Source organism: Natronorubrum marinum (genome assembly GCF_052040125.1).
Classification (GTDB): domain Archaea; phylum Halobacteriota; class Halobacteria; order Halobacteriales; family Natrialbaceae; genus Natronorubrum.
Genome location: NZ_JBPPFV010000002.1, coordinates 486,745 through 512,092 on the forward strand (window position 1 = coordinate 486,745; position 25,348 = coordinate 512,092).

General features: G+C 62.5%; 26 protein-coding genes. 13 read left to right on the forward strand and 13 right to left on the reverse strand.

Going from position 1 to position 25,348, the window contains the following annotated elements; translation table 11 throughout:
• Nucleotides 1-44 precede the first annotated feature (44 nt).
• The 6 genes from ACSFC5_RS12060 (at nucleotide 45) to ACSFC5_RS12085 (ending at nucleotide 4,839) form a co-directional block, all read left to right on the forward strand.
• Nucleotides 45-893: a prephenate dehydrogenase/arogenate dehydrogenase family protein gene (locus tag ACSFC5_RS12060; protein WP_440765496.1), complete on the forward strand. Its 849-nt coding sequence runs from the start codon at nucleotides 45-47 to the stop codon at nucleotides 891-893.
• Nucleotides 890-2,554, forward strand: coding sequence for a small ribosomal subunit Rsm22 family protein (locus ACSFC5_RS12065; RefSeq protein WP_440765497.1), 1,665 nt, complete (start codon nucleotides 890-892; stop codon nucleotides 2,552-2,554). Before ACSFC5_RS12060 ends, ACSFC5_RS12065 begins: the two co-directional genes overlap by 4 nt.
• 109 nt (nucleotides 2,555-2,663) lie before the next feature.
• Nucleotides 2,664-3,470, forward strand: coding sequence for a 5'/3'-nucleotidase SurE (surE, locus tag ACSFC5_RS12070; RefSeq protein ID WP_440765498.1), 807 nt, complete (start codon nucleotides 2,664-2,666; stop codon nucleotides 3,468-3,470).
• A gap of 96 nt (nucleotides 3,471-3,566) precedes the next feature.
• Entirely contained in the window at nucleotides 3,567-3,797 is a 231-nt protein-coding gene (locus ACSFC5_RS12075) for an Rdx family protein (RefSeq protein WP_440765499.1), read from the forward strand.
• A 202-nt stretch (nucleotides 3,798-3,999) separates the two neighbouring features.
• Nucleotides 4,000-4,386, forward strand: a complete 387-nt coding sequence (locus tag ACSFC5_RS12080; RefSeq protein ID WP_440765500.1) for a helix-turn-helix transcriptional regulator — start codon at nucleotides 4,000-4,002, stop codon at nucleotides 4,384-4,386.
• Nucleotides 4,387-4,692: 306 nt separating this feature from the next.
• On the forward strand, nucleotides 4,693-4,839 hold the full coding sequence (locus tag ACSFC5_RS12085) for a DUF1328 family protein (protein ID WP_440765501.1): 147 nt from the start codon (nucleotides 4,693-4,695) through the stop codon (nucleotides 4,837-4,839).
• A gap of 123 nt (nucleotides 4,840-4,962) precedes the next feature.
• Here the strand turns inward: ACSFC5_RS12085 and ACSFC5_RS12090 are convergent, their stop codons facing one another.
• Nucleotides 4,963-5,274 (reverse strand): HalOD1 output domain-containing protein, encoded by a 312-nt coding sequence (locus tag ACSFC5_RS12090; protein WP_440765502.1) that lies wholly within the window; start codon nucleotides 5,272-5,274, stop codon nucleotides 4,963-4,965.
• Nucleotides 5,275-6,373: 1,099 nt separating this feature from the next.
• On the opposite strand from ACSFC5_RS12090, the gene ACSFC5_RS12095 reads away from it, so the two are divergent.
• Nucleotides 6,374-6,760, forward strand: a complete 387-nt coding sequence (locus ACSFC5_RS12095; protein WP_440765503.1) for a hypothetical protein — start codon at nucleotides 6,374-6,376, stop codon at nucleotides 6,758-6,760.
• Nucleotides 6,761-6,938: 178 nt separating this feature from the next.
• Nucleotides 6,939-7,643: a hypothetical protein gene (locus ACSFC5_RS12100; protein WP_440765504.1), complete on the forward strand. Its 705-nt coding sequence runs from the start codon at nucleotides 6,939-6,941 to the stop codon at nucleotides 7,641-7,643.
• 133 nt (nucleotides 7,644-7,776) lie between these two features.
• On the opposite strand, the gene ACSFC5_RS12105 is transcribed toward ACSFC5_RS12100, so the two are convergent.
• The 11 genes from ACSFC5_RS12105 to phnG all read right to left on the reverse strand — a co-directional run bounded on the left by ACSFC5_RS12105 (nucleotide 7,777) and on the right by phnG (nucleotide 19,215).
• A complete protein-coding gene (locus ACSFC5_RS12105) occupies nucleotides 7,777-8,466 on the reverse strand; it encodes a PsbP-related protein (RefSeq protein ID WP_440765505.1) in 690 nt (229 codons plus the stop codon).
• Nucleotides 8,467-8,762: 296 nt separating this feature from the next.
• Entirely contained in the window at nucleotides 8,763-10,826 is a 2,064-nt protein-coding gene (locus ACSFC5_RS12110; RefSeq protein ID WP_440765506.1) for a PrsW family glutamic-type intramembrane protease, read from the reverse strand.
• Nucleotides 10,827-11,102: 276 nt separating this feature from the next.
• A complete protein-coding gene (locus ACSFC5_RS12115; RefSeq protein WP_440765507.1) occupies nucleotides 11,103-12,317 on the reverse strand; it encodes an MFS transporter in 1,215 nt (404 codons plus the stop codon).
• 48 nt (nucleotides 12,318-12,365) lie between these two features.
• Nucleotides 12,366-13,133, reverse strand: coding sequence for a sugar phosphate isomerase/epimerase family protein (locus ACSFC5_RS12120; protein ID WP_440765508.1), 768 nt, complete (start codon nucleotides 13,131-13,133; stop codon nucleotides 12,366-12,368).
• Nucleotides 13,130-14,314, reverse strand: a complete 1,185-nt coding sequence (locus ACSFC5_RS12125; protein ID WP_440765509.1) for an alpha-D-ribose 1-methylphosphonate 5-triphosphate diphosphatase — start codon at nucleotides 14,312-14,314, stop codon at nucleotides 13,130-13,132. Before ACSFC5_RS12125 ends, ACSFC5_RS12120 begins: the two co-directional genes overlap by 4 nt.
• On the reverse strand, nucleotides 14,311-15,048 hold the full coding sequence (locus ACSFC5_RS12130) for a phosphonate C-P lyase system protein PhnL (RefSeq protein ID WP_440765510.1): 738 nt from the start codon (nucleotides 15,046-15,048) through the stop codon (nucleotides 14,311-14,313). The genes ACSFC5_RS12125 and ACSFC5_RS12130 overlap by 4 nt, the downstream gene beginning before the upstream one ends.
• Complete coding sequence (locus ACSFC5_RS12135; protein WP_440765511.1) at nucleotides 15,049-15,870, reverse strand: ATP-binding cassette domain-containing protein; 822 nt, start codon at nucleotides 15,868-15,870, stop codon at nucleotides 15,049-15,051.
• Nucleotides 15,867-16,871 (reverse strand): alpha-D-ribose 1-methylphosphonate 5-phosphate C-P-lyase PhnJ, encoded by a 1,005-nt coding sequence (locus ACSFC5_RS12140; RefSeq protein WP_440765512.1) that lies wholly within the window; start codon nucleotides 16,869-16,871, stop codon nucleotides 15,867-15,869. The genes ACSFC5_RS12135 and ACSFC5_RS12140 overlap by 4 nt, the downstream gene beginning before the upstream one ends.
• Nucleotides 16,868-18,220 carry a carbon-phosphorus lyase complex subunit PhnI gene (locus tag ACSFC5_RS12145; protein ID WP_440765513.1) on the reverse strand — a complete coding sequence of 451 codons (1,353 nt, stop codon included), beginning with the start codon at nucleotides 18,218-18,220 and terminating at the stop codon, nucleotides 16,868-16,870. Before ACSFC5_RS12145 ends, ACSFC5_RS12140 begins: the two co-directional genes overlap by 4 nt.
• Entirely contained in the window at nucleotides 18,221-18,763 is a 543-nt protein-coding gene (phnH, locus tag ACSFC5_RS12150) for a phosphonate C-P lyase system protein PhnH (RefSeq protein ID WP_440765514.1), read from the reverse strand.
• Complete coding sequence (gene phnG, locus ACSFC5_RS12155) at nucleotides 18,760-19,215, reverse strand: phosphonate C-P lyase system protein PhnG (protein ID WP_440765515.1); 456 nt, start codon at nucleotides 19,213-19,215, stop codon at nucleotides 18,760-18,762. The genes phnH and phnG overlap by 4 nt, the downstream gene beginning before the upstream one ends.
• 260 nt (nucleotides 19,216-19,475) lie before the next feature.
• Between phnG and ACSFC5_RS12160 the strand changes: the two genes are divergently transcribed.
• From ACSFC5_RS12160 to ACSFC5_RS12175, 4 genes are read left to right on the forward strand one after another with little or no spacing between them, the layout of a single operon-like run.
• Nucleotides 19,476-20,387, forward strand: coding sequence for a phosphate/phosphite/phosphonate ABC transporter substrate-binding protein (locus tag ACSFC5_RS12160; protein WP_440765516.1), 912 nt, complete (start codon nucleotides 19,476-19,478; stop codon nucleotides 20,385-20,387).
• A complete protein-coding gene (gene phnC, locus ACSFC5_RS12165) occupies nucleotides 20,387-21,214 on the forward strand; it encodes a phosphonate ABC transporter ATP-binding protein (RefSeq protein WP_440765517.1) in 828 nt (275 codons plus the stop codon). The genes ACSFC5_RS12160 and phnC overlap by 1 nt, the downstream gene beginning before the upstream one ends.
• Nucleotides 21,211-22,041: a phosphonate ABC transporter, permease protein PhnE gene (phnE, locus tag ACSFC5_RS12170; protein WP_440765518.1), complete on the forward strand. Its 831-nt coding sequence runs from the start codon at nucleotides 21,211-21,213 to the stop codon at nucleotides 22,039-22,041. Before phnC ends, phnE begins: the two co-directional genes overlap by 4 nt.
• A gap of 21 nt (nucleotides 22,042-22,062) precedes the next feature.
• Entirely contained in the window at nucleotides 22,063-22,788 is a 726-nt protein-coding gene (locus ACSFC5_RS12175) for a DapH/DapD/GlmU-related protein (RefSeq protein WP_440765519.1), read from the forward strand.
• 39 nt (nucleotides 22,789-22,827) lie between these two features.
• Here ACSFC5_RS12175 and ACSFC5_RS12180 read toward each other — a convergent pair whose 3' ends face one another.
• A complete protein-coding gene (locus ACSFC5_RS12180; RefSeq protein WP_440765520.1) occupies nucleotides 22,828-23,685 on the reverse strand; it encodes a helix-turn-helix domain-containing protein in 858 nt (285 codons plus the stop codon).
• A 204-nt stretch (nucleotides 23,686-23,889) separates the two neighbouring features.
• Here ACSFC5_RS12180 and ACSFC5_RS12185 point away from each other — a divergent pair, with 204 nt between their 5' ends.
• On the forward strand, nucleotides 23,890-24,921 hold the full coding sequence (locus ACSFC5_RS12185; RefSeq protein ID WP_440765521.1) for a PhoU domain-containing protein: 1,032 nt from the start codon (nucleotides 23,890-23,892) through the stop codon (nucleotides 24,919-24,921).
• Nucleotides 24,922-25,348 lie beyond the last annotated feature (427 nt).

Genomic DNA, 25,348 nt, shown 5'->3' on the forward strand with positions numbered 1-25,348 from the left:
ATCGATCGAACGGCTTTTGCGATGCCGGGCGGTAGGAGCGAGCGATGGACGTACTGATCGTCGGCGCGGGTGCGATGGGGACGTGGTTTGGCCGCGCCACGGACGCTACCGTGACGTTCGCCGACGTGGACGCCGACGCCGCGGCCACCGCGGCCGAACGGGTAGGAGGTGACGCCGAGACGACGGCGCTCGAGGGAACGGACAGCTACGACGTCGTCTGTCTCGCGGTGCCGATGACTCACGTCGTCGACGCGATCGCCGACCACGCCGATCGGGCCGAACAGGCGATTCTCGACGTCTCAGGCGTGATGGGGCCGCCGCTCGAGGCGATGGCCGAACACGCACCGGACCTCGAACGAGCGAGCCTGCACCCGCTGTTCGCACCCGAGCGGGCCCCCGGGTCGATCGCGGTCGTGCGCGACGAGTCCGGACCGACGGTCGAGGCGCTCCTCGAGAGCCTCGACGCGGGCGGTAACGACCTCCTCGAGACGACGGCGGCGGAACACGACGACGCGATGGAGACGGTTCAGGCGACGACCCACGCCGCCGTCCTCTCTTTCGCCCTCGCCGCGGACTCGGTGCCGGACGGGTTCGAGACGCCGATTTACGAGGGGCTGCGAACCCTGACCGAGCAGTTCACCGAGGGAACTCCGCGAGTCTACGCGGATATTCAACAGACGTTCGACGGTGCCGACGCCGTCGCCGACGCGGCCGCGACCGTCGCCGACGCCGACGCCGAGGAACTCGAGTCGCTGTACCGCGAGGCCGCCGGCCAGTGGCAGCCCGAGCCTCCCGCCGACGAGGCGGGGAGTCGGACCGAGACGGCCGACCACGACGATGCGCGCGACCACACCGAGACGACCGACGACGCGACCAACGAAACTCCCAAATGACCGACCAACGCGAGGCCGTCCGCTCGAACACCAAGTATCTACGCAACGTCAGACCGATCGATCCCGAAGAGATCTGCGACTACATCGACGGGAATCCGCACCCGGCCGTCGTTCGCCAACTCCTCCGAGAGGAGGCCCCCGACCTCGGACTGCTCGAGGACGACGACGGCACCTTCGTCCCCGTCGACGACGAGCCGGTTCGTCCGAACCGGGGTCCCGTCGAGCGGTTTCCCGCCGCCTACGAACGCCGACTCGAGGACTTCCTGGTCGATCGCTACGGCGTCGACTGGCACGAGGACGCCACCGGCGACCTCCTGCGGTCGACGGTTCGACGGTTCAAAGCCCGCTACCTCGAGCGCCAGCACGTCGAGTACGACGACGACGTCGCGGCGGGCTACGCGATCTACCACCTGCCGGGCTACTACGCCGCGGTGCAGTACGCGCTCGACGACCTCGCCGAAAGCGGGCTGCTGGGTCGCAATCTCCGCGTGCTCGACATCGGTGCGGGCGTCGGCGGTCCCGCGCTGGGACTGTGCGACTACCTCCCCGACGACGCCTTAGTCGACTACCACGCCATCGAACCCAGCGCGGCCGCGGACGTCCTCGAGGAACTGCTCGAGGAGACCGGACGGAACGTCCACCCGACGATCCACCGAACGACGGTCGAAGCGTTCGATCCGGGCGTCGTCGCGAACGGGACCGGCGGTGCCGACGCCGGCTCGGACGGCAACGCGAGCGGTGCCGACGGAACCGCCAGCGGCTTCGATCCGACGGCGCCCGACGACGGGTTCGACCTCGTGATCGCCGCGAACGTCTTGAGCGAACTCGAAGAGCCCGTCGCCGTCGCGCGCTCCGCACTCGAGTTGCTCGCCCCCGACGGGACGCTGCTCGCGATGTCCCCCGCGGACAAGAACACGAGCATCCAGTTGCGCGAGATCGAGCGGGAACTCGAGGACGAGCGCATCTGGACCCCCGAGGAGATGGGGGTCGGCGGGAGCGAGTCCGTTGAGGATGTCGACGACGGCGACGGGAGCGCCCGTTCTGAGGAAACTGGCGGTTCCACCGACGCCGGACGACACGGACGGGTCACCGTCTACGGACCCACCGTTCGACTCTGGTCGGGCGCGCGGCCGACGGACCGCGGCTGGTCGTTCGACGCCAGAGCCGACCTCGAGGTCCCGTCCTTTCAGCGAAAGTTCGACGAGGCGACGCCCGAACACGACGAGGAGCACGCGCCCGGCGAGTTCGTCAACGTCGACGTCCAGTTCTCCTACTCGCAGTTGCGCCTCGACGGGCGACGGCGGATGAACGTCTCGCTCAAGGCCAGCGACTGGGCGCGCATGACCGACATGGACCGACACGTGACGAACCGGATCGATCTCGTCGCGGCGAAACTCAGTCGGTCGCTGAGCGGCGGCGACGACGGCGACTACGGGGACGGTTCGAACCGCTCGAATCCGCTGTTCAAGATCAGCGACGGGAGCGAGTCCATCGACCACTACGCCGTCCTCACGGGTGAAACGTCGCTCAATCGGCCATTACTCAAGGCCGACTACGGCGAGATCTGCTCGTTCGAACAGATTCTCGCGCTCTGGAACGACGACGAAGGCGCGTACAACCTGGTCGTCGACGAGGAGACGATCGTGGATCGTATCGGCTGAAGTCGGTTCGCACCGCCTTTTCGTCCGCGAATCACCTCGACTCGCCGGAACGGTGCACTCGATCCGCCGAAGCGGTGGGCTTTTCGCGCCGGCCTCCGACCCGACAGCTATGAGCGACCCACTCGAGATCCTGTTGACGAACGACGACGGGATCCAGAGTACAGGTATCAGGGCGCTGCACGACGCCCTCGCCGAACACGCCAACGTAACCGTCGTCGCTCCGGCGACCGACCAGAGCGCCTGCGGCCGCTCGATGTCGCACGAAGTCGACGTCGAAGAGCGCGACCTGGGGTACGCCGTCTACGGCACCCCCGCCGACTGCGTCGTCGCCGGATTGGCCGAACTCGGGCCCGACCCCGACATCGTCGTCGCGGGCTGTAACAAGGGGGCGAACCTGGGCGAGTACGTCCTCGGCCGTTCGGGGACGATCAGCGCCGCGGTCGAGGCCGCCTTCTTCGACGTCCCCGCCATCGCGACGTCGATGTACGTCCCAGTCTCGGACACGCCGTTGTCCGAGATCGAGCTGGGTCCCGAGGAGTACGCCGAGGCGACCCGCGTGACGTCGTACCTGGTCGATAACGCGCTCGAGGCCGGCGTCTTCGACCACGCTGCCTACCTCAACGTCAACGTCCCGGTCGCCGACGGCGATCCCGCACCGATCGAGATCACCACCCCCTCGAAACGCTACGAGATGGACGCCGAGCGCGACGGGTCGCGCGTCCACATGCGAGACCGCATCTGGGAGCAAATGGATCCCGAAACGCTTCCCGATCCCGGCGGAACCGACCGGCGAGCCGTCGTCGAGGGACGAATCAGCGTCTCACCGCTCACCGCACCGCACTCGACGAACCACCACGAGGCGCTCAGCGCGCTCGCGAAGGCCTATCTCGAGACTGGAAACGTAACGGACCGATAACCTATTGAGCAATCGTCATAATCGAGACTGAGACTCCGACGGCGAGAATGCACTGGCTACCGAACTGATTTGTATCGGGATGGTGAATCGTCTCCTATGACGAGCGTCGAGATCGAATACTGCGTCCCCTGTGGTTTCCTCGAGCAGGCCGAGGACCTCCAGCATGCGCTGCTGTCGACTTTCGGCGAGCAACTCGAGGCGGTGACGCTTGCGACGGGCGCGAACGGAGTCTTCGCGGTCCATGTCGACGACGAACCCGTTTTCGAGAAGCACGAGGAGACGTACGACGTCGACGAGATCGTTCGTCGGGTGCGTGATCGGCTATGAGCACTGTGCACACGCATCATGCGTGTCGGGTCGTTGAAGTGATAACCAACTTGCGGGTCGCAAGGCCGTCGCTATTCGATGATGGTGACATTACGATAGTCATACCGTAACGAGCAGCGACAGGGATAGGTGACAAATGAAACAACAATACACGGACAGTACGCGTTGGAACGGCGTTCGGTTCCCAAGCGGGTGATCGACAATGGTATTCAAGACACTCTGGACCCGCCTCTCGTCACTCTGGTCGACCGGTTCGACCGACGAGACGGCGGATGGTGACGCTGCGACGGACGAATCGGACGAGATGGACGACGAAACACTGAGTTACGCCGAGGAGATCGAGTACGGCGTCGATGAACGTGATCTCCCCGACGAGGACAAGATTCTCAGACTGCTCGTCAAACGCGGCGGTCGCGTCGATCGATCGACGGTCCGCAACGAGACCGGGTGGACGGACGACCACCTCGAGGACGTAATCAGCAACATGGAAGACGACGGCCAGGTTAGCGCGATTACCGTCGGCCGCAAGCGGGTTATCTGTCGGCGGGGATTCGAACCGAAAGGCTATCGCTCGCATCTCAACGAGTAGCGGCTTCGGCGACGGAGTTCCGACCGCCGTTTCGACGGGACGGCGGCGACTGGCTATCGGTTATATCCTGGTGCTGATCGATTCTATTCGCGATCCCTTGCTCGTCCAAACCACGGGTTTTGCTGGACTATGCAGTGCTCATCGTCGAGAGGACGTTGCTCGAGCGCGAGCGGGACGGAACAGGTCCGAAACCCGAGAGACGGACCGTTTCGACGTCGACCGACGTGACGATATCACCGATACGGGAGCGTGTCTGTGGCGTATTCAGGCCGAATTCACTTCCATCGAACTGACGTACGTAGCGGTATGTTAGAACTCGCACTGTTGTTCTTCGTGATCGCGATCATCGCCGGCGCGCTCGGCGCGGGCGGCGTCGCAGGCATGTCCATGGCCATCGCAAAGTGGCTCGTACTGATCTTCCTCGTGCTCGCGATCGTCTCGCTGCTGCTGTGAGCGGGACGCGGGGAGCAGGGACGGCCACCGCGGGCGTCCTCGCGGCGAGCGTCCTCGCGACGGCGGTTGTCCCGTAGCGAACACGCCGGGTACCGCCGGCTCTTTGCAACGGACTCGAGACGGTTACCTGTAGGCGCATGTCGACGACCGTTCTAACAGCAGGTCGTCCCGACAGAGAACGCCGTCGACGAACAGCCGACCGTCGCTCGTCATCGTCACCTCGTGGTCGGCGATGTCGAACCGAAACGTCCACGTGCCGGTGTCCTGGGTGGCTAACTCCGTGAGGACCATCGGATTGATATACTCGTAGAGGGTGTACTCGACCTCCTCTAGCTCGAGTCGGTCGGCTTCGGCCAACGCCTCGACGACGTCGACGATAATCGCATCCCGCTGTGAGTCCGTCGGTCTGTCTCGCTTCGAATCGTAGTTGGTCATCTGTTGGTCTGGATCTGCGTTCGCATCGCGTTCGTCGGTCCGGCCACGTCCCGTTATCTCCCCGCACGGTCCTGCGTCCGCGTCCGTCGACTTTCGTATCGGTCGCGACCGGGGCCGCGCCTCGAGTGCATCCGTCCGAATCGGAACGAATCGGCGGCGGCGGTCTCGACCCGCGGTTCTTGTCGCCGTCGTCCCCGTCGCGTACCGGTGTGAGACGTCGCACTCCCCGAACCCCGGCACACTGCCCGCACGCGACCCCCGAACCGGTCGGTCATCGCTACGGATGGGGCGTCGAGGGGACCGTTATTAAATAGGATGTCACTAAATCTAACAGAAATGGATCGTTCGCTCGAGTACGGCGATATTGACCGATCCAGTGGCTCGAAACATTATATCAGGGGGCGTATCGTGCCTCCGCTGACGAACGTCGTGGACTGCAATACGTCTTCGAACGGCTACTGAGACGGCCGACTGGTTCTCGAGGAAACCGATATTCCACCGACCGTTGATTGCGACTCGAACGTGACAGAAGTGACATACTGACAAGCAGACTATCTAATCCGGTGTCTTCGAACCGCCCGTAGTGATATCGAACCTATCGTTTGAGACACTGGTTCTGGTAACATTTTCTCTTTTTCACCTGACGGTTTCTCGAGTAGAAAGGTTCATTCCATCTATTCGCCTCCTCATATCGTGGGATGGCACACAAAGACGACGTCACGCGGGTTCTCGCCGCGTGTGAGGCATGTGGATCGGTATACGCTGCACGAGAGTGGCCCGATGGGACTATTCGACTCATCGGACAGCAAGACTGTTCGTGTGGCGCGAGTACGTTCGTCGCGGTCGACGACGAGGGAGGGGAGCCAAGCTCCGGAGCGAGTGCGGAGTAGCGTCGACTCGAGCATCGATCTCGATACCGGTTCGCCGCCCAGTCGTCTCCTGAGCGACAGCGCCGCGACCGCTTTGGCTACAGCAGATCGATCCCGTGACGCCGAACTCGACGTTTTCCGGGCAATCGCGGCGACGAAGGACGGAAGACTTAGTGGTCCGGTCCCAACGTGCACCTCATGCGTCTCAACACCGACTCGAGGTGGTCCCGATGATCCTCGACGATTCCGAACGTCCCGCCGCGGAGTACGAGGCCTTAGCCGACGCGCTCGAGGACTTACGCGAGAAAGTCGCCGACGAACCGATCAAGGAGTCGCGACTCGAGGGCCTGTTCGACGAGGCGACGACGACCAATCCCAACATCTGGAACACCGTCACGGCGTTCATCGACGTCGAAGACGGCGAGGCCGTCGTCACCGAGACCTCGAAGCTCGCCCAGGGAAGCTGGGCACCCGAGATCGTCGACGACTGTGACGCGATGTTGACCGTCGATATCACGTACGGGCAGATGCCCGACGAGTTCAAATACACTGTGCTGAAAAAGTTGGAGGAGAAGATCGAGGCTGCGAGAGCGGAGGCCGAGACGGCTCGAACGTGATTTCGACGCGAACGTGAATTCGAAACGCGGCTACGGCGATCGCACGAAGAACGCGACGGCGAATTCGTACGGCTGGTTTATACCCTCGAGACGCCTATAACGTGTACATCAGGAGTCGGTGCCGGGATCGATCCAAATTGAACCCGACCAGTTACGATTCCCGGTGAGCGAACAGCCCATGACGACACTATCAAGACGACGCTTCCTCGCGACGAGCGGGGCGATCCCGTTTTTGGGACTGGCGATGCCGACAGTGGTGAGCGCACAGCAGTCAGCAACCGGTCAGGATCTATCGACCCTCCACGGCGAGTATCGAGGAACCGCCTCCGTGACGATCGGCTACTACGGCACCGTCGCGGAGACCTGCACGACGGACGACTGGGGCTTCGAACTCTGTCTGCCTGACGAGTTCGGAATCACTCACCGGAACACGGTACGAAAGAACGTGAGCCTCGTCATTTCGGAGTCGCTACGAGGTGAAGCGACTACGGAAGACAACCCGTTCAGCGTCGCGATTGCGACGCTCGGGGAACACACCGATACTCCACCGGCGACCGAAGGCGATTTCAACTTCGTCTCCGCACTCGAGGTTCTCGACCCGGAACTCGGGCCGCCACCGGTGCTCCTCCAGTACTGGAACCTCGCGATAGACGGATCGGCGATCACCGGCGAACTCACCAATAGGCACACGAACGTCGGTGCAGGATACAACGTGCTCTGGGCGTACGATCAGTTCGTCCAAATGGACACCCCACACTGGCCCGTCGAAGGGACGACGCTCGAGGGCCTCGCTGACGGGGACAGTATACGTCTCCGGATCGACTCACGGAGCCCCGACCAAGCGAACGAGTACGTCATCGAGCTCGAAGCGGAGCGCGTGTAGGTTTCCGTTGTACTTGAGACGGGCGTGTAACGACTCGAGGAGCACGTTCCTCTACTCGAGGCTCCATCTAGTTTGTATCGTTCGCCAGAACTCTCGCCAACGCCAAATACAGCGGAATTACGTTAGTTGGTAATCAGAACGTATCATCATCAGTTATAGTGAATGATTCAGCAATTTCGGCTGCAACAGCATCGAACTGGTCCGTATAGTCCGCCTCGTAGCGATTAACTTCAACAACGTACAGATACTGGTCAATAGTTATCAGTGTCTTATCTCGTACTAAATCTCCACCATTAGTGTACGTAGTGTCCATGACCATCCCAACGTAATTGTTTGGGAGTGAGATCCGCTCGTGGTTTAGGACCTCGTAGTCGGGGAACTCCCGTTTCCAATCCTGGTTCTTCCGTTCTGTGGCTTGACCAACCGTCTCCTCTTCGTGGTATTTCTCCTCCACGTTGACCGCCATTGTACCACCGGACTGGCCTTCAGAAAAGACTACAAGTTGTGGGTCGGTGTTGTCAACGGCCCACGAATCAGGATACAGTACGCTGTAGGGATAACTACTGCTCGTGTATGTCGAAAGCGAAACATCCTCTTCTTCCGCTGTGGTAGCGTTGTCTGCTTCTTCCGCTGTAGTAGCGTTGTCTGCTTCTTCCGCTGTAGTAGCGTTGTCTGCTTCTTCCGCTGTAGTAGCGTTGTCTGCTTCTTCCGCTGTAGTAGCGTTGTCTTCGCTACTGTTTTCCGTGCCGGTATCGGTTTCATCATCACCGATCGAGATACCGAGTGCGCTACAACCAGCTAGTCCAGCAGTACCGACTGCCACCCCTTGCAATATAACCCGCCGTGAGTGTTTTCGCATGCTGATTCACTACTACTAACTCGCGAACGAGGGAGATAACAGTTGTCGCAGATTTAACAGAAACTACGTATTCCTGTTGAATCGGGAGAGGGACGGAGTTTGGTGACTCAAATGTCCTCATAGATACACCGTCGTCGGTGCAACGTAGCTATTACCCCTACCTGCACAGGATGCTCGTCCGATAGGACGAAGACGAAATCAACACGTGCACCGTTAGACACACCTACAGTAGAGCTCTCGGGACCTCTTTCGGAGATTCGTTAGATTCTACCGGTAAGATCGCGAAGTTCCTGATCGGTAATCACGCCGGCGTCGTACAGTTTGAGTAGTTCTTCGATCCGTTCTTCCGTGCTATTGGTCGCTTCACCGTCGTCGTACTGTTCAGTGGTACTCTGATAGATGCTCCGAACTTCCTTGTACAGGAGGTCGTAAGCCGATAGCTTTCGACGAAGCATGATGACCAAGACGAGAAAGAGGAAGGGAGCGATGATCACTGCCATGTACTCTTCCGGAACGGTCGTCTGAGCATTCGCTGTCGTCACGTTGACCGTGTACTGATTGATCGTGTAGATAACCATCTCGTAGAACGTTCGGATCATTACGATAACGAGCAATCCTTTCACGATAATCGCGCCAGCGAACTTTGGATTGAACTTGGCGAGTCCGAGATAATATCCGGTGAACGCCGTAAACAGCACGTGAGTCGGTGAGACAACCGCGAAAAGGGCTACCTCGCTCATTGCTAATGATCCGTCCTGAATGCCAGTCTGGATCATAGTGGCGTTCAATACGACGACCAGTCCCAGCCCAGCAAATGCCCCGTACACTGCCCCGTCTATCACCGCATTGAAATACCGACAGCGATAGGCGTAGAGTCGGATTGCGAGTAATTTACCTAACTCCTGTAACGGAGCGATGAACAGGAGATAGTATATTGTGGCACTGACGAACCCGATAGACGAGAGCGGATCGATCGTCTGTTGGATGTAAACCAATGCCGGGGCGATTGCAGCCCCGAGAACGAACGTGATCGCAATTGGTCTAAACGGTGTATTTTCGGTCCGATACTTGTACCAGATGTACCCCGCCGTTGCAGTCGCTGGAGCCACCGAGAGGACGAGAAACCGCAACTGTTCTGCGGATGCCGAACTGGTCCAGTACTCCAGATAACTTCCCTGAAGGACCGTGAGTATAACCACGAGATAGATGGAGACGATTATCAGTGGCCACTTTCGAATGCCCTGATACAGCCGCACGGCAAATCGGTCGATCCGCGTTCGGACTTCCCAGCCTGCGATCTCGTTGAGGTTTAATTGCGCGTCGCTGGCGAAAGTCTCCGCGATAGGATCCGTCTTCGAAGAGTGATCTTTCAGGATCGGCAGCACTGGGATTTCGTCCGACTCGTCGGAGTTCACATCTCTCCACGTGAGCCCGATAACGTGATGAACACTAACGAGTAGATAGAACAGGACTGGACCGATGATACCCACTGCTACCGTGTTGAATATCCCAAACGCGATATAAATCATCGCTCCAGCGCTCGCGAGCAGCGTCAATACCACGGCAATTCCGCGCAGATATTGTCTGCTAAACAGGGTCGGTCGCTTCGGTGCGTTGATACCACTCGAGACGCGCCCGTGTTCGACGAAGGTTCCGACCGTCGCCGGATAGACGCCTATCAATACGAGTGCACCGAGTAGCAGGATGTAGTCGGCGAACCCAAGATTATTGAATAGCTGGGAGAACGAGCCGCCTGCTGGACCGCCGATAATTCCAGAGACGAACGCCAACGGAGTCAGCAAGCAGAGAAACGCGATAACTAGCCCTTTCGTTCCGACGATTGTCAGCTTTTTCCACTCCGCACGATCCGAGTGGTGTGGGAAACTAGTCAACGCAACGTTTCTGTTCGCTGACTGGTGAACGATGTAGACGAGATACCCGACTGCGGGGAGTGACATGAGCGAGAAAAGGACTGGAATGATGTACCAGCGCCGTCCGCTTGCTGTTATTGGTATAACCCCAGTATCGATTCTTATGGACTCCGGACTCAGGAGAACCAGCCAGCTAGCGACGACGAGCGGAAACAACAACAACCCGCCGACGAGAACTGTCCGTAGCGGATCGACGTTCGTCAGCGGATATCGTAATCCGACTACCAGCAGTTGAGTGTATCGCTCGTCGAGAAGCCTCCCAAGAGCGTTTTCGACCGTCTCGAGAGTCAATACGTTGTGCAGTTCCACATCTGTATCCGCTGGTTGGGCAGACTCCGTCCGCGTATTTCCGTCTACTTCCTCCTTCTCTCCCCGTCGTGAGTTCGTCGGCATAAACACTCATCCCAGAGGATGCTGTTACAGAGTTCGTCCGCCGGACACCTCTTCGAACGGCATCCCTCCGCAGTAATTACGCAACCGACAGATATAATACTCGCTTCAATCTCTCGCACATAAACTCGTGTTACCGTATGCGTCGCGCTTTCAGGGAAAAGAGAACGCTCGAGAGAAACGGTGTGCCTGTCAGCTCTGGTCCGACTTAATTTGCACCGGAGAGCGACGATTTCGTTCGTCGCTCTCGAGACTCGATGAGTTGTGATAGATTAGCGGTCAGTTTGTGAATTTGAGAGTCGATTCCGTCACTGAGCCGGTTGCACAAAGATGCCGCCGGAGTAACCACAGCGAATAAACCCCGACTAGTGCCCCGATCGCTGCCGTCGCAAACGCGAGTCCGAAGCCGTCGGTATCCAGTGCGACTCCGAACGCGAGGGGCGAAAGCAGGCCGGGGACGAACCCGAGAAGCGACTGTCCCGCCAGTGCGGCACCGGTGTGTTCGTCGTCAACGAGTTCGGTGATCGCGGTCGAGAGCGGTGTACTGTCCGCCGCGAGCAGCACTCCATAAACCCCGAGTACGGCAACCAACATCACCACTGAAGAGAACGAAAACCACCCTAACGCGAGCGTGAGTATTCCGCCGACGGTCATCGCGAACGCGCTCAGCGGAATCCGACCGATCTCGTCGCTGGCCCAACCAGCGACTACGTTGCCGACGGCACCGATCGCAACGACCAGCCCAGCGAGCAGGCCGCCGACAGCCGAGGCGCTGCCGGTCGCGACGACGGCTGGCGTGACGACCAGATAGGCGAGGATCCAGTTCTGAACGGCGAACAGTTCCCAGTTGTGTCCGACGTAGCCGCCGACCGCGTACAGGTACGCTCGGTTCGAAAACACCGAGAGATCGAGATCGAACCCGGCGGTCGTCCGGTTCGGGTGGTCGGCTGCGAGTCCGATCAGTAACGGCCCCGCGAGGACGACGCCCGCGCTCGTCGCGGCGATGGCGACGCGCCAATCGCTTCGAGCGGCGAGACCACCGGCGATCGGAAACACGACGCCGCTACCGACCGAAAAAACGCCGACGTAGATCCCGATAGCTCGGCCGCGGATCGACGGCGGATACCAGTCGGAGACGAGTCGCATCCCCGGGACGTAGACGCCGGCGAAACACAGCCCCGTGAGGAACCGAAAGAGCAGCCCGGAGCCGAGTCCACCGGCGACGAGCCCGAACGCGAGGCTACTGAGCCCGGTCGCGGTCGCGGAGAGTCCGACCAGCCACCGCGCGGATGTTCGGTCGGCGACGAAGCCGGCGGGCAAGATTGCCACGAGATACCCCGCGAAAAAGGCCGCATGAATCAGGCCGGACTCGGTCCCCGTGAGTCTCCAGTCCGCGGCTACGGCCGGTAACACCGCGGCGTAGTTCGACCAGACGAACGTCGCCAATCCGATGACGAGGCTGGCCAGCGCGAGAACGCGAGTCCTACGCTCCATTAGTGGGTCGGCCGCCAGTTCGCCATCGGACAGGGGACGATCGATCCATTATATCGATTCGGGACGTGCCAGATAGCGCTCGATATCGTCGATCGTCTTCGTCTCGAAGACGTTGTACGGCGCGTCGAGTTCGTTGACGATCTCGCGGTATCCGGGGAGAGGGTCGTGCTCGTCGGCCGTCCCGTCGTTGTCGTGGAGGTGGACGACGTAGACGCGGTCTCCGACCGCATCGGCGAACGCCCGCCAGTCGTAGCCGTTGACCTTCGCGTGGCCGACATCGAGGGTTATTTTGAGCGCGTCGTTGTCGACGGTCCCGAGCAGGTCGACCAGATCCGCCGGCGTCGTGGTGTAACGCACCACGTCCTCGGATCGAGGCTGGTTCTCGAGACAGAGCGGAACGCCGACGTACTCTGCGTAGCGCGCACACTCGCGCAGCGAGGTGACGGCGTTGTCGACCGCCTTCCGCTTGACCCGGTCGGGATACCGTCGCGGGACGGAGCCGCCGTGGACGACGACCGCGCCCGCCTCCGCGGCGGCGGCGTCGTCGAGCGTGGCCTTCACCTGGTCGACCGAAGCCGCCCGCGAGGCTTCGTTGAAGCTCCCGAGGTTCCAGTCGCGAAACGGCGCGTGGTAGGTCAGCGTGACGCCGTACTCGTCGGCCAGTTCGCCGATCTCCCGGGCGGACGGCGGCTCCGGTGGGGCGTGCAGATACTCGCGTTTGAGTTCCACGTGGTCCAGGCCGAGGGCCGTCACGTGGTCCACGAACTCCTCGACGGTTGCCTCGAACCGGAGGTCCATCGCCGCACCGACGCTCATCGAACGCCTCCGGTGCGACTGACCTCCTCGCCGCCGACGAAGACGCACTCGACGCGCGGCCCGGGTTCGGGGTCGACGACGACCACGTCGGCTCGAGCGTCCTCTTCGATCCGGCCGCGGTCCGTCAGGCCGACGGCCGCCGCCGGCGCGGCGGTGACCCTGCGAACCCGCTCCGGGAGGGATTCGCCGGTCTCGACGAACGGGGCTTTCAGCAGCGACGGCGGGTGGTAATCCGCACAGAGGACGTCCACGACTCCGGCCCCGATGGCTTCGGCCGTCCCGAGGTTCCCCCACTGGCTGCCGCCGCGAACCAGGTTCGGCGCGCCCATCGACGTCCACAGGCCGCGCTCGGCCGCTCGTTCGGCCGCGTCCATGGTGATCGGATACTCGCTCATGTCGACCCCGTAGTCAGCGAGCCGATCGACTTCGCGGGCCGTCTCGTCGTCGTGGGAGGCCACGCGGACACCCGCTGTCTCTGCCTCCGAGACGACGGTCTCGATCCGGCGCTCGAGTTCGTCCGCACCGACGCTCCGGCGCAGTTCGATGATCTCGTCGGCCTCCGCCTCGGTGTGGTCGGCGCTCCCGACGTACCACTCCTTGAACTGCTCGACGGTCTCGAACTGGCCCGTCCCCGGGACGTGGTTCATCAGCGAGACGAGCCCGACGATGTCCGCCTCGAGGACCGAGCGAACGCCCCGAACGCTCTCGGCCTCGGTGAGTTCACAGCGGGCGTGGATCCGGTGGTCGGCGAGCAACGAGCTCTCCTCGATTCGGTCGACGAGTTCGCTCGCGAGCGCGCTCGAGCGGTTGTCCTCCGGGGCGTCCTCGAAGGCGATCGCGTGGAACTTCGTCGTGATCCCCGCCGCAAGCGTCGCGCGGTCGGTCGCCATCAGCGCCAGATCGATGTCGATCCGCGAATTTCGCGGAAAGAGCTGGTTCTCGATGTCGTCGCCGTGGACGTCGATCAGCCCCGGCATGACGAGCGAGCCGTCGACGTCGATCCGCTCGTCGGCGTCCGCGGCGTTCCGGTCGACGCCGGCGATGCGGTCGCCCTCGAGCAGCAGCGGCCCCCCGATGACCGCACTCGGCGTCACGATTCGGCCGTTCTCGAGGACGACCGTCCGCGAGTTGTGTGACTCGGCTGTATCGGGCTTCGAAACGGCTCGACCATCGCCGCTCATGGGGCCACCTCCGAGCCGAACTCACCGACGGGACGGACCGACTGCAACTGTCCGTCGTCGAGTTCGACGACTCGGTCTGCGACCGCCTCGACGACGTCCCGATTGTGAAAGACGCCGACGAGAGTCGCGTCGTCATCCAGATACGAGTCGAGGACGTCGATCGCCGATTCTCGAGTCTTGGGATCGAGCGCGCTCGTTGGCTCGTCGAGCAGCAGCAGTCTCGGATTTGGGGCGATCGCCCGCGCGAGGTTGACCCGCTGGCGCTCGCCGCCGCTGAACGTCGACGGATAGGCGTCGAACAGTTCCTCGGGAAGTCGAAGCCGCGTCAGCAGTTCGCGTGCGGTCGCTCGCGCCTCATCGGCGTCGACACCAGTTTCCCGAAGCGGACGTGCGACCACGTCGACGGCGGGGACGCGTGGGATCTCGCGAAGGAACTGCGACGCGTAGCCGATCTCCGACTCGCGCAGCGCGAGCAGTTCGCGTTCGGCGCAGGTGGCCAGGTCGATCGTTCCCTCGCGGCCAGCGTATTCGATGTGGCCGGTCGTGGGGGCGTAGGTTCGATACAGGCACTTCAACAGCGACGATTTGCCGCTGCCGCTCTCGCCGACGATCGCCAGAAACTCGCCCCGACGGACGTCGAAACTGACGTCCTCGAAGCCGACGACGCGTTTGTCGCCGAGGACGTGCATCTCGAAGCGCTTCGACAGCCGCTCGATCGAAAGGATTTCGCTCATCTATATCACCGAATTGATTAATTTCTGCGTGTAGGCGTGGTGTGGGTCTTCCATGATGCGGTCGGTCAGCCCCGACTCGATGACGCGCCCGTGGCGCATCACGAGCGTTCGATCGGCTAGCAGTCGGATGACGCCGAGATCGTGAGACACCACGATCGTCGCGACGCCCTGTTCGCGCTGGATCCGCCGGAACATGTCGAGGATCCGCGCCTGAACGCTCACGTCGAGGCCCGTCGTCGGCTCGTCTAAGATCACCAGTTCCGGCTCGTTCGCAATCGCCTTCGCGATCTGGACGCGCCGTTGCATCCCGCCGCTGTAGGTTGCGGTGCGGTCGTCCATCCGGTCGATTGGGATCTCCGTCTCTTCGAACAGCTCCGCGACCCGCTCGCGGATCTCCTCGTAGTTGCGCCAGCTCGCTGCGAGCAACTGTTCCGCGACGTTGCCGCCGCCGGTGAACTCGAGGTCGAGACCGTCTGCGACCTGCTGGTGGACCATCCCGATGTGGGCGCGCTCGAGTTCGCGACGCGTCTGGTAATCCGCGGTAAGGAGGTTGCCGTCGTGACTCCGGTGGCGAACGTCGCCGGCCGTCGCCTCGAGGTCCAGCGCGAGCATCTCGGCGAGACTCGATTTGCCGCTGCCGCTCTCGCCGACGATGCCGAGGACCTCGCCGTCGTGAACGTCGAACTCGACGTCCGCACAGGCGACGACGCTGTCACAGACGGGACAGCGGTTGTCGCCGACCTCGTGGCCGGTCTGCTCGACGCAGTGGTCACACCCCTGCCCGTAGATCTTGGTCACGTCGGTGGCCTCGAGGACGCTCATCGGGGCTCACCCCCGGCGTTCGCATCAGTCCCGTCGGTTGGGGGCGCCGATTCGATCCCACTCGTCGCGGGCCCCCACGAGACGCCCGACCGCTCCATATGGTGATCCGCCTCGAGATCAGGGTCGTCAACGCGTTTTCGGCAGAAGCTGGTGTCGTTGCAGGTGTAGATCCGCTCGCCGTCGTCGGTCTCGACCTCCGTGAGGAACGTGTCCGTGCTGCCACACTCCTGGCAGGCCGTGTCGGGAAACCGTTCGACCTGGAACGACCGATCCTCGAACGCGAGCGGTTCGACCTCGGTGTGAGGCGGCACGGCGTAGATCCGCGCCTCTCGGCCCGCGGCGAAGACGAATAGGTTGTCCGCGTCGTCGAGTTTCGGCACGTCCCAGCGCGGGATCGGCGAGGGGTCCATCAGGTACCGGCCGTCGACCATCACCGGATACCGGGCCGCGATATCGATCTCGCCCCACTCGACGACGTTCTCGTAGAGCGCGACCCAGATCTTGCTGTAGTCGCGGTGGGCGTGGCGCCGCCGGTTGCGGTCGTCGCTGCCGTCGACGCGGCGCAGCGCGTCCGTGATCGGCACCTGCAGGACGAGGATCTGTTCGTCGGTGAGCACCTCTTCGGGGATCCGATGTCGCGTCTGGATCACCGTCGCCTCGGTCGTATCGGTCGTTCCCGCTACGTCCGCCGTCGTTTTCGCCAATCGGCGGATGTTCGCCGCGTTGACGCTCTCGTCGCTCCCCTGATCGATTACCTTGAATCGATCGTCGGGGCCGAGCAGCGACAGCGATGCCTGAATGCCGCCGGTTCCCCAGCCGCGAGCCAGCGGCATCTGCCTCGAGGCGTACGGTACCTGATGGCCGGGGATCGCGATCGCTTTCAGCGTCGCGCGGCGCACCTCTCGCTTCGTGTGTTCGTCGAGGTAGGCGTAGTTGTACCCCTCGCGTCCGCGAGCGCTCGAGTCGGTCTTAGCGACGAGTTCCTCGATACACTCACTCATCGGCCCGCCTCCATCGGGGTCGTCTCCCCGTCGCTCTCCTGCTCCGTCGATTCGTCGCCGATTCGGTCGTCCGTCGCCGTCCGCTCGTTCGTCGCGTTCATGTCGTCGGATTGTGGTGGTTCGTCGGTTCGCTCGCTCCGTTCGCCCGTCTCGCCTCGTTCCGATTCGCCGGCGTTCTGTCCCGCTCGAATCGACCGGATCCGGTCGAGGATGCTCTGGAACGTGACGTAGTGGGGGAGTTTCAGATGTTCGATGAAGCCGAACGAATCCATCCCGTCGACGAGATCGAGTACGAACTCGGCGTCTTCTGCGGGTTCGTCGCCGTCGAGTTGAATCGCCGCATCGAGCATCGACATCGCGATCGCCTTTCGCTCGTTGCGGCCGAAGACGAGCCCGTAGCCGAAGGAAAACTGCGGGTCATCGCGTTTGGCGTACACCGGGACGACGCTTTCGGTCTCGCTGATCTCGACGGTCGTGACTTCGACCGGCTCGCCCGTGTAGGGGTGCTCGATCCGAACCGGCAGTCGTCCGGTCTTGGCTTCCCCGAGCGTCGGGTGGACCTGCCCGTAGCCGCGGATGACGCTGTACCCGAGCGCGGTCACCGCGCCGGTCTCGCCCCGCGAGAGCTCTTGGAGGACCGCGGAGCGAGGAGCAGGGTGGGTGACGGGCCGTCGAGTCGTGTCGTAGGGTTCGTCGGGCTCGGTGTTGGCGTCGGTGGGTTCGGACTCAGCGTCGGTTGGTTCGGACTTGGCGTCGGTTGGTTCGGACTCGGCGTCGGTTGGTTCGGACTCGGCGTCGGTTGGTTCGGACTCGGCGTCGGTTGGTTCGGACTCGAGAGCGGGTAACAGCCCCTCCTCGCGAAGCAAATCCACGACGTTTCGGAGTTGCTCGGGCGACTCCGGCTCGACCTCCCACGTCGCAGTGGGATCGGTCTTCGAATCCGCCCCGTCGAGGTCGAAATCGAGCAGTCGCTGCGTGTAGTCTTTCGTCCCGCCGAGGATCTGCCCGCCGGGGACGTCCTTGAACGCGGGCGAGACTCGCCGCGTCGCGATCATCTCGTCGGTCGTCACCGGTTCGGCGTACCCCCACAGCTCGAGGGTCGACCTGTAGGCCCGGAGGAGGAAGGCCGCTTCCACCGTGTCGCCCTGGGCCTGCTTGATCGCGATGGCCGCGAGTCGGGGCGCGTAGAGGCCCGCCTCGCCCATCACCTGAGACGTGAGTCTGCCGAGTTGCTCGTCGATCTGGTCGACGCTGAGCAGTTCGGCGTCACCGTCGATTCGCGCCTTCTCGAACAGCTTCTCCGCCTTTCGGATCGTCTCTTCGCCGGCTTCGACCGCGACGTACCCCACTCAGATCACCTCCAGGGTCACCGACCGAGGGAGGCAGGCGAGTCGGTCGGTCGTCGTCAACACGACGTCGACGCCGCGCGGATAGTCGGCCTGGGCGTCGCCGATCGCCTCGAGTTCCGCCGCCGGGAGGCCGACGCCGAGCGTTCGGCTTCCCCGAACGCCGGGTCCCTCGAGTCGAACCGTCGTCGCTGCGCCATCGCCGAGTTCCTCGAGGCGATAGACGACGGTCGCGCCCAGGCTGGGTTCTTTGAGCGTCCCCCGCGGTGCCTCGCGGATCGCGCCCTCCGTCGAGCCGGTGCTGTGAATCACCCGCGCCGAATCGATCGGCGCTTCGCGACGGCGCCCTTCGGCCGCCAGCGCGTCGCCGAGCGAGTCGTCGGCCGTCCGTACCGTCACCTCCTCGTCGACGAGCGTCGCGAGCACGGCTCTGTCCGCGGGAGTCGCGGATACCGATTCGAGACTCCCCGGTCTACTCATCGCGTCGACGAGCGCGCGGTACGTCCGGCGAGTGTCGGCGACCGGGTCGAGACAGAGCGCTCTCACGGCTCGTCCTCCATCGTCTCGAACTCGACCGTCGTTTCCGCGCTCTCCGCCCACGTCCGTGCGTGGTCGTCCGCTCGAGCGTCGACGGCTTCCTGCAATGTCCGTTCGATCGCCGGCGCTTCCGGCCGGTCGCCAGCCGCGGCGGCGTCGACGACGGCGCCCGCCAACGCGGCGTGTTCGGCTTTTCCGCCGACTATCGCGAACCCCTTCGCGCCGTCGAGGCGGACCTCGGCGGCGGTCACGAGGACTTCGCCGAGGTTGAACGGGCGCGACTCGACGGGTTCGACGACCCGCTGCATCACGAGTTGCGGTTTCGGCTCCTGTACGACGGCGAGATCCGGATCGGCCTCGAGGACGTCGTCGGCCAGTTCGACGAGCGTCACCTCGTCGCAGGTGGCGATGGCCTCGAACCGCGCCGATCGGTCCATGTCGGTCTGTTGTGCTGCGGTCACGAGCGAGTGCTGTCGAGGACCCGGGTTAAGCGTTGGCTGGGTACTCTACATACCGCTCGCCGGGTTCGGGACCCATCCTTCACTCGAGAACGGCTCTCTATAGATTTCCACGCCCAAAAGGATCAAGCGGTCACCTCACAGTCGACCTACGGAGTCAACAGTGTCGGATTTTCCGTGACCCTTCCTCCCGGCATCCGTCTCAGTCGCCTATACTCTATCCAGACAACGGTTATTGACGGAGCCTGCCGGTTCCGATCTGTATGCGACACCAAGACGCGACGCGATTCGGTGGACGGCGAACGTTCATGAAAACGGCGGCGGCGGCCGCTACGGTCGGTTCGGTCGGGATCGCCGGCTGTGCGGAGGTCATGGGGCGTTCGGACGACAGCCTCGTTTTCGGCATCATCCCGGCGGAGGACAACCTCGACATTCTCCAACAGTGGGGGCCGGTCGGCGACCACCTCCAGGAAAACACGGCGGTAGAAATCGAGTTCTTCGAGGCGACCGACTACACCGGCATCGTCGAAGCACAGGCGAACGACAACGTCGACATCGCGTGGTACGGGGCGTTCTCGTACATCCTCGCACACGAGCGGGCCGGAGCCGAAGCGATCGTCCGCGAGATCGACTCCGGAACGGGCGACACAAGCTATCAGTCGTTCATCACGACCCATCACGATGACGTCGATTCGTTCGCCGATATGGAGGGACTCTCCGCCGCGTTCGTCGACCCCGCGTCGACGTCGGGCTTTCTCATCCCCACCGCGATGATGCTCGACGAGGGCTACAATCCGGAAGACCACTTCGGCAGTCTCCAGTTCTCCGGCGACCACTCGAGCGGGCAGATCATGGTTCGCGAGGAGCGAGCCGACGTCGCGCCCGTCGCATCCATGTATTACAACAATCTCGTCGACGACGGCGAGATCGACCCTGACGAGGTGCGAATCGTCGCCGAGTCGGACCCGATTCCGAACACGCCGATCGCCGTCCACCCGGATCTGGACGACGACCTCGTCGACGAGATCGCCGAGGCGTTCCTCAGCTTCGACGACGAGGAGACGCTGGACATCCTCAACTCCGAGGGCTGGGAGGAGACGAGCGACTCGGACTACGACGTCATTCGCAACGTTCGAAACAACCTCGACGAAGCGGGAATCGAGGTGGGTTCGTGATGGCGGTCCTCGAACTGCGCGACCTCGAGAAGACCTACGACGACGGCACGGAGGCGCTCACGGGCGTCGACCTCACCGTCGACGGCTCGGAGTTCGTCGCCGTCATCGGCTCGAGCGGTGCGGGGAAATCGACGATGCTTCGCTGCGTGAACCAGCTCGTCGAACCGACCGGCGGCGACTGTCTGTTCCGCGGCACCGACCTCACCGACTGCTCCTCGAGCGACCTGCAGGCAGCCCGTCGAGACATCGGGATGGTGTTCCAGCAGTTCAATCTCGTCGACCGACTCACGGCGATCGAGAACGTGATGGTGGGCGACCTGAGCGAACTGGGCCTGTTTCAGATGCTGTTGAAACGGTTCCCCAAAGCGAGTCGACAGGAGGCGTACGAACTCCTCGATTACGTCGGGATCGGCGATCAGGCCGGCCAACGAGCCGATACGCTCTCCGGCGGCCAACAACAGCGCGTCGCCCTCGCCCGGATGATGTACCAAGAGCCCGACCTGATCGTGGCCGACGAACCGATCGCGAGCCTCGACCCGCAGTCGGCCGAGACGGTGATGAACCAGCTTCAGTCTTACTGCAAGACCGAGAACGTTCCCGTGCTCGTCAACCTCCACCAGGTCGATACGGCCCTCGAGTACGCCGATCGCGTCGTCGGTCTCTCCGACGGCGCGACGGTGTACGACGGCTCACCGGAACGACTCGACGAGGACGCGATCGACCAGATTTACGCCGACGGAACGGATCCCGTCGACGTCGACCCCATTGCGGGCGACGTAACTGCGCCGCCCGCCAGTACCACCGTCGAACGACCGGTGGAAACATGAGCCTCGGAACCGGGGATTCCGCGCGGGAGAAACGAGCGAGACAGTACGCCGAAGAGGCCGACACGAGCGATCTCGAGCGAATCGATTACATCGTTCTGATCGGCGCCGGGCTGTTCGGCCTCTGGAGTTTCTTCTGGGTCGGTGCGACGCCGTGGCGATTCGCCGCGGGGGTACCCGATATGCTCGACTTCTCGCTGAACCTGTTCCCCCCGAACGTCGGCTATCTCGTCTCCGATCTGCCGGGGCCCATCGTCGAGACGGTGGCGATCGCGGCCGCCTCGACGTTCATCGCCGTCTTCATCTCGATCCCGATCGCGTTCGGGGCCGCGAAGAACATCACGCCGGCCAAACCCGTCTACGTGTTCTGTCGCGGAATCATCTCGCTGACGCGGACGATCCACGAGATCATCTGGGCGCTCATCTTCGTCGTCGCGATCGGACTGGGCGCGTTCGCCGGCACGCTAGGGCTCGCGTTTCACGCGATCGGCTTTATGGGCAAACTCGTCGCGGAGGAGATCGAAGACATCGATCCGGGCCAGATCGAAGCCCTCGAGTCGACCGGCGCCTCTCGAGCGGCGGTCCTGCGCTACTCGGTCGTCCCGCAGATACTGCCGGCGTTCATCGGTCTCGCGCTCTACCGCTGGGACATCAATCTCCGCTCGTCGGTCATCGTCGGCATCGTCGGCGCCGGCGGGATCGGCTACCACCTCCAGCAGAACATGTCGATGTTCAACTATCAGAACGTCGCCGCGATCCTGCTGGTGATCTTTATCCTGGTCGGCCTCGCGGAGTGGTTCTCCGCGTGGGTCCGCCACCGAATCATCTGAACAATTGCCAGAGTTTTCACCATGTCCAAGAACCCGACACAGCAGTCTGAAACTCACGAGCACCCCGAGTTCCACCGTCGAGAAGACGGCTACTACGTCGAGTCCTCCGGCGGTCCGCGCGTCGACGGCCTTTCACCGGAGCCGACGGTTCATCCGTCCGCACAGCTCACCGACTCGACCCTCGGCGAGTGGACCGAGGTCAGAGACGGCTGTCGCCTTCACGCCAGCGAACTCGGCGACTACAGTTATCTGATGGAACGGGTACAGCTCGACTACGCGACCGTCGGCAAGTTCGGCAACGTCGCCTCCCACGCCCGCCTCGGACCGACGAACCACCCGATCGATCGACCGACGGCTCACCACTTTACGTATCGGTGTGAGTCGTACGATCTCGGACCCGACGACGACTCGATCTTCGAGTGGCGGGCCGACCAGCCGGTCGAGATCGGTCACGACGTCTGGATCGGCCACAACGCGACGGTGTTGCCGGGCGTGTCCGTCGGTAACGGCGCGGTCGTGGCCGCCGGTGCCGTCGTCACGAGAGACGTCGATCCGTACACCGTCGTCGGCGGCGTCCCCGCGGAACCGATCCGACGGCGCTTTTCCGAGGCCGTCGCCGCGCGCCTCGAGGCGACCGAGTGGTGGCGTTGGGATCACGAGACGTTGGGCGAACGGCTCGCGGCGTTTCGGGATCTCGAGACGTTTCTGGACTCGTATGCGCCGGAGAAGCTGGAATCGCTCGAGTAACCATCCTCAGTCGATTGTGGCGTCGTTTTTCGAATGTACTCACACCTCGACGTGACCCGGATCGACACCGCCGTGTAGTCGGACCGCGTGCTCGCCGACGGTGACCCAGTAGTGGATGATGCGCTCGAGCATCCGCGAGATGGTCACGAGATAGCCGTAGACGTCGGGATCGTAAGCCGTCGCGAGTTCGAACAGTTCGGAGAGTTCGCGGTGGATCGCCTTTTCGGCCGCGTGCAGCGTATCGATTCGCTCGAGATCGCACTCGAAGAGAATCGCGACGACGTGGTCGTGGATTTCCTCGCCGGCTTCGAAGATGTCGATCGCGCGGTCTCTGACCGTTCCGCCGGGCTTGGTGTCACCACCCGCGATCGTATCCGAGATGAAGCACGCCCGGTCGCCGACGATCTCGAAGTTCTGTGCGATCGTGGCGATGTCGGCGGCGATCCGATTTCCGGGCCAATCGGTCGTCAGCGTGTACGATCGGAGCTCGCTGAGCACGGTTCCGTACCGTTCGTTAGCTAACGACTCGAGTTGGGCCGCCGTACGCTCGGGCTCGCCGCCTTCGAACGCCATCCGTGCGGCGCGGTACTGATCGAACGTGACGTCGTCGAGGCGACGGAGCAACGCGAGGAGCTCCGGTCCCGTGGTCTCGGCGTCTCCACCCTCCCACAGTTCGGAGACGTCCTCGGCGGCGTCGTACACCGCCTCCTCGTCGACGACGTACGCCTTTCTGACGATCCCGTCCGCCTTGAGCTCCTGGACGAGTTCGGAGAGGTAGTGAATCGAGAGATCGACCTCGTCTGCGAGCTGTTCTTTCGTCTCCGGTGCCGTCGCCTCGACGGCTTCGATGACGTCTGCGATCGTCGATTCTCGACCGGTCTGTGTCGTCCGTCGCATGCTGTACGTTATATTCCGAGAGCCGACCATAGGCGTGCGCTGTAGAGAGTACGGAGTCTATATACTGTCGGCGCCCGTGTCCGGTCAGCATCCCCTATCGCTGTGGCATCCGTTTTTTCCTCGGGATCTACAGTCGCCTACATCGCGTGATATACACCTCTTACCAACGGTTAAGTGGAAAATCCCGCATTCAGCACGTACAGTATGGAGACACGAAAGGTCCAGCTGACGGGCGGCACCACGTTCACCGTTTCACTCCCCAAAGCCTGGGCGACCGAACAGGGTATCGACCCCGGATCGATTCTCTATCTCTATCCTCACGACGACGGATCACTCCTTCTCGAGTCGGAAGCGGAGACGACGACCGGCGACCGAACGACCACGATCGATCTGCGTTCCGTCGACGAGACGAGCGTCCGGCAGACGATTCATGCGTTATACGTCAGCGGCTTCGATTCGATTACGTTCGTCGACACCACCGGTGCAGCGAGCGACTATCAGTCGACCGTGAGCGACGCGGTCTCGAGCCTGATCGGATTCGAGATCATGGAGGCGACGTCGGACCGAATTCAGGTCGATAACCTCACCGACGCCGACAGCGTCTCGATCAGAAAGAGCACCCTTCGGCTTCGACTGATCGCGTTTTCGATGCACCGGGACGCGATTACCGCCGTCGTCGACGGGGACCGCGATCTCGCGACGCAAATCGTCGACCGAGACAACGAAGTCGACAAACTGCTCGCGCTCGTCAGCAGGTACTTCCAGCGAACACTCACGAACCTCCAGGAGATCGAACAGCTCGGAACCACCCGGACACAGCTGTTCGACTACTATTACGTCGCGAGACAGCTCGAGCGGGTCGCGGATCACGCCGAGAAAATCGCCGCCCGAGTTCACGATGACCCGCCCGATATTCCGGCTTCACTCGAGGATGAATTCACCGCACTCGGTACCCAATCCCGACGACTGGTCGAGCGGGCGAGCGACGCCATTCTCATGGACAGCCACGTCTCAGACGCATACGACGCCCTCGAGACTCGTGACGCAATCGTTCACAGAGTCAATCAGCTCGGCCGTGAACTCTACGAAGTGGAGACACCGGACGCACACGACCTCGGTCTCATCCTCGATAGCCTTCGACGAACTGCCGATTACGGTGGGAACATCGCTGAGGCTGCGATTCGTCGGTGTGCGTCCACTGGTACCTTACCAAATCAACGGTTCCCTACCAACTAGTTCCCGTTCAAATCTCGATTGGAGATCGATACCAGATCGCGCTGAACACGCCGCTGTGGGGCGATTGAGGACGAACGAAATGGAAGCGGACTCGCCAGACGTGAAACACAAATCCTCCGCTATCTCAATCGCTGTACGGCGGAAGTGTTCAGGGATGATTCGATACTGCCCTTACTGCGGGAAAAATGGTTATCGAGCGTTCACGTGGTGGACTCCCCCCGCCCGCAATAACGAACCCCACGATCTGCCGGAGGTGTACAACGGACCGTGAGCGTCTTCCCAAAACCCACTGACGGCAAATCGGTGGTTTCCTTGAGGGACGCGACAACGAAACTGAGTCGTGGACTCAAGCCGACCCACGCGACGCGTTGATCGAAGCGTTCGGCACGTTCGGCTACAAGGTCCTCGCGGAAGCTATCGGCTGCGG